Origin of the sequence: Protofrankia sp. Cj3, from assembly GCF_917627355.1 — a bacterium.
Lineage (GTDB): Bacteria > Actinomycetota > Actinomycetes > Frankiales > Frankiaceae > Protofrankia.
This window is the reverse complement of the sequence record NZ_CAKJTR010000022.1, coordinates 1-3409: the sequence shown is the minus strand read 5'-3', so window position 1 is coordinate 3409 and position 3409 is coordinate 1. Positions and strand designations below refer to the sequence as shown.

At 60.7% G+C, this 3409-nt stretch carries 2 protein-coding genes and 2 pseudogenes; 1 reads left to right on the top strand and 3 read right to left on the bottom strand.

The window, feature by feature from the left end; translation table 11 throughout:
• The 3 genes and pseudogenes from MJ783_RS04930 to MJ783_RS04920 all read right to left on the bottom strand — a co-directional run.
• Positions 1 to 1162 (bottom strand): annotated as a pseudogene (locus MJ783_RS04930) (hypothetical protein); the annotation flags it as partial.
• Between the two features lie 438 nt (positions 1163 to 1600).
• Positions 1601 to 1978, bottom strand: a pseudogene (locus MJ783_RS04925) (toll/interleukin-1 receptor domain-containing protein); the annotation flags it as partial.
• A gap of 741 nt (positions 1979 to 2719) precedes the next feature.
• Positions 2720 to 3121, bottom strand: a complete 402-nt coding sequence (locus tag MJ783_RS04920) for a hypothetical protein (protein ID WP_239308729.1) — start codon at positions 3119 to 3121, stop codon at positions 2720 to 2722.
• 101 nt (positions 3122 to 3222) lie between these two features.
• Here MJ783_RS04920 and MJ783_RS04915 point away from each other — a divergent pair.
• Positions 3223 to 3409, top strand: a 187-nt coding sequence (locus MJ783_RS04915) for a hypothetical protein (RefSeq protein WP_239308728.1), incomplete at its 3' end; no start/stop codon positions are given.

The following is a 3409-nucleotide window of genomic DNA, read 5'->3' as shown; positions in this document are numbered from 1 at the left end:
CCACCAGCTCGTTCGTCAGGCACTTCTTCCCGGCGAGAACCACAGGCGCCGCCCTGGAAATATATCGTATCGGCACGTTGTAGATATTCTTTCCAGCGTATTCAAGAACAAACCTGCCGACAGTGCCGTCGGCGAGCAGAAGAATGTTCTTCTCGCCGATACACTCCGCCATTCCTTTGAGGAACTCGCCGAACTGTTCCTGTCTACCGGCATAGAAAATCAGATCATCCGGCCGCTGGGTCGTACACCTCTTCTGAAACTCACTTTCCAGCTGAGCGCTGATGTTCGGACCGGAAGCGGCACCCCGGCCGGGTGACATGTTCAGGTTCTTGTCCCAGCCCCGCCGGTCGACCGAGAGACCGATCTTCAACCGCGCGGCGACCTTCGGCACCTCCTCGTCGATATCCTTCACCAGTGTCGAAACATACGTGTCATCGTCGTCTGGACGCGGCACCGCACCATTTTCTCCAGGCTCACCGGGGTAGTAGACCGTGATTCTTTTCTTGTTGTTCCGCCAGGCATACAGCGCTACAAGCTGCGCGTCGCGCCTGTTCGCGGGCACCATCTGGAAGTATCTCTCCGACTGCCGGTCAACGCCATCGGCAGAAAGGCCATGGGCGATCACGGGAATGTTTTCCATCCCCAACGTCCTGATTGCCTCAAGGGTGACCGGCGTACTGCGGTCCATACCAATGACCCCGATGACCCGCTCCCCCGGAGCTGTGGCGAGGGGAACTATGTATTTCTGGGTGACCATGGCTGCCTGTCCCATCGCCTCGCCACCGTTTGCGATCACAACACGCAACGCAATGCGATAACGGGACGGATCATCCTTCGCCCCCACGCACGGACCGGTATTCCCGAACTGGTTCAGCTGGCGCTGCCAGGTCAGCAGCGCCAGCATCTCCGCCACCTGGGGATCGGCCCAGCCCGTTCCCGGCGTCGATGCGGGCCTCCGGGTGAGAGAGCCGAAGTACACCAGTGTGACAGAGCGCCGCCGTTCTCCCCCAGGCCGCTTATCGAGTTCGTCCGCACACCTGTTCTGCTCGAAGATCTTTTCTTGGATATCCTGGAGCCGGACGACCGACGGATCTTTACCCACGCCGAAGGTGAATCCACCCGTGCTGTAGCCGACGCACTCCCCGTCGTCGGCCTTGGTCACCGCGACGCCTGGCCACGGCTGACAGCCATCGGGCGAACTGGGGCTGGACGGCCAGAGCCGCCAGGCCAGCAACGCCAAAAACGCCAGAAACACGACGGCCCCGGATGCGCCCAGCGGCAGCCGGTGCGTCCGTATCCACGGCCGCACCCCCGGAAGGAACGATCTGGGGTTATTCATATCCGGCTGACCGGACAGGGACGACGAGTCGGCCGCCACCGACGGGAGGCTGCTGTTGTCCTCCCGCGGTAGGTGTGGTAAGGACGAACCTGGTGCCGCGGTCGCGCCGGGGAAAGGCGGAGGCGGCTTCTCAGACGCGCCCGACGGCGGGGAACTGGCACGGCTCGGGGGGAAGGGAGACGGCTCTGCGGGCTTCCCTCGTCCCTTAATCGCCATGGTGATCCCGTCGAGGAGGACGCGTCGGCAGACGTCCTCGTCGGTGTGACCGACCAGGTCGATCGGCTCAATCTGGTCGAGCAGCCCCGGCCGTGGGCAGTCTTCCAACCGAATCGGCAGAAGCTTGCGGTCAGAGCCGAGTGGATCAACGGCTAGGGCTGTCTGCCATTCCGCCTGCCCGGACAGCGAGGACAGGTAGGCGCGGGACAACAGAACGATGATCCGTCGGGCGTGGGTAACGCCCCGCTGTATGCCAGCTACCCGGTTCGACCCGGGCACTCCATCCCAGGCCTGGAGCCGCACCCGGTAGCCGACAGCTTCCAGCTGCCAGGCGATCCACTCCGCCCATGCGCGGTCAGCCGGGGCATGGGAAAGGACGAAGTCCCACTCCGGTGCCGACGTCGTGTCCTGCCCGTTCCCCATATGACCATCAGCCCCCGGATCTCCTGCGCCGCCCGTATCCGTCGAGCTTTCCACGCACCGTACCGGGCCTTATACGCGGGTCGGCAGCCGACCACATCCCAGCCGCGGAGCTGACCGCTGGCCTCAGCGCAGGCGCATCCCCCGCACGAGCGGCGTACGCCCCGAACCGAAGGTGAACATATGCCGCCGGAACATAGCATCAGATAGTTAATCCGGCATCATCGTGTTCATTTCGGCGACACCTCCACAGTACGGATCTTGTTCTGTTCCGGCCCGTGGCGGTCAAGCATCCGGCTTGTCGCCAGCCAGGGGGGCTGTCCACCACCAGCCCCGCCGGTCGCAGCATCACCCTCCTCACCGGCTAAGAACGACCGGCAACAGGGGACGCGGCGTCGCGGGGCTGGGACACGCACCTCGCGTGATCGCTTCCTATCCCCATCGCCGCGCGATGCGCGGGTACCTCAGCTCGTCGGTCGCCACCCAACACCAGGCTGGCTCTCTAACAAGGTCACCGAGCCGGCCGGGTCCGTCCCCCGATACGGGAGGAGAGAGGCCCATGGACATGACGATGCCCCCGACCCGATCATCTCGGACGGAGGCATCGTCACTACATCAGGCCGGGCACTTACCGACGGACCGAATAGACCGTGGCCGCGGCCCGATCCCACTCACACTCGAACCCCAACCGGTAATCGTCGTCAGCAGCGCCGAAGGCCAGAGCCTCCAGATAATCCGGGTAGTTCACTTTCGAAAGATTTTCCCGAACATCTTTTTGATTCGCACAAAAAAATGTTCCTTGTATCCGACCCTGGTGCGTTGAAAGTGGCAAATAAAATCGATTAGATCCTTGATCGACGTCTTACTCAAAGGCTCGTGCGATACATATCCATTGCCGTATAGATAACGAGCATATCGTCTCAACAATGCTTCGAGCTCAAGCTCTTGAAGTGGACCATCAGTAAGCATCTTCGGATCCGCACGCAAGCCGAATTTACGGCCACTACTATCCCAAACCTCGTACTCCTTATTTAGGATATCTATCGACTCAACGTAACTAAGCAGCTCTACTTCCGAATCGAAGACTTCAACGTCTCCATGCTCGTTGAGGATAAAAGGGGGTTGTCGCTCTACCACCTGCTCCACCAGCTTTTGTCGCCTTTTTTACTTTCCCAAGGACGGTGTCGGCCAACCCCTTGGCCATGACGCGTCTCCCCAGTCCTGGAGTCAATACGTCGACGATGATAATGCGGGTACCGTCCAAGTCGATGCCCGGTTCGGTTGCCAAACGGTGCAACTCTGAAATTTTTACTAAACTTAATTTCCCTACCTTGTCCGGCAAAAGAACCTGGATTTGTCTGAACTTCGGCCGCACCTACCAAGCCGCCGAATACCGCCGTGAAACCAAAATCAATCCAGCTCCAGCTGTTAGTT